At 79.4% G+C, this 749-nt stretch carries 2 protein-coding genes; both read left to right on the top strand.

Going from position 1 to position 749, the window contains the following annotated elements; translation table 11 throughout:
- The first annotated feature begins 153 nt into the window (after nt 1-153).
- Nucleotides 154-441 carry a hypothetical protein gene (locus PYV61_RS26185; protein WP_275836828.1) on the top strand — a complete coding sequence of 96 codons (288 nt, stop codon included), beginning with the start codon at nt 154-156 and terminating at the stop codon, nt 439-441.
- Between the two features lie 87 nt (nt 442-528).
- Nucleotides 529-696, top strand: coding sequence for a hypothetical protein (locus tag PYV61_RS26180; protein ID WP_275836827.1), 168 nt, complete (start codon nt 529-531; stop codon nt 694-696).
- Nucleotides 697-749 lie beyond the last annotated feature (53 nt).

The following is a 749-nucleotide window of genomic DNA, read 5'->3' as shown; positions in this document are numbered from 1 at the left end:
CGCTCTGGGTCGCACGCGACGCGCGGCGCCGACCGACGGAGGAGGCGGCGCGCTGACGCGCGGTTGCGGGGGGCGGCGCGGCGGCGCCATCATCGGGGCCGTGCCGCCCACCGTCGTCCCCGCGATGCGCCCGCGATCGCCCGTCCGCGTCCGATGACCCGCGACGCGCGCTTCGGCCTCGCCGTCATCGCGGTCACGGTCGCCGTGTTCACCGCCCACAGCACGCGCGGCTACCTGCTGGTCGACGCGTGCCTGGACGCCGGCGGCCGCTACGTCGCCGACCCGCCGCGGTGCGAGGTCGGCGCGACGGCGCGCCCGCTCGGCGACCTCCGCCAGCGGCGCGGCGCGCTGGCGCTGGCGATCGTCCCGGCCGCCCTGCTGGGCGGGTGCGTCTACCTCGTGGGGCGCGCGGCGCTCGGCCGCACCGGCCGCGCTCGCTGAGGGGGCGCGGCGGGGCTCCGCCGAGTAGGTTGGGGGACGGCCGTGACGTGGGGTGCGCGCGGCCCCCTCCACCCGAGATGCCCTAGGATGCCGCGGAAGCCGAACTACGACTTCGAGAAGCGCCAGAAGGAGCAGGCGCGCCAGGCCAAGAAGGACGCCAAGCGCGCCGACCGGCAGCAGCGCCGCGACGAGCGCCGCAACTCGCCCGACACCCCCGACGACGCGCCGCCGGCCGACGCGACGCCGGCGGAGTGACGCCGGCCGCGTGACGCCGCGACCCGCGCGACGGCGCGCCGCGCTGACCGCGG

The sequence above is a fragment of the Roseisolibacter sp. H3M3-2 genome (genome assembly GCF_029211165.1).
Taxonomy (GTDB): domain Bacteria; phylum Gemmatimonadota; class Gemmatimonadetes; order Gemmatimonadales; family Gemmatimonadaceae; genus Roseisolibacter.
This window is presented reverse-complemented; position numbering and strand designations above follow the sequence as displayed.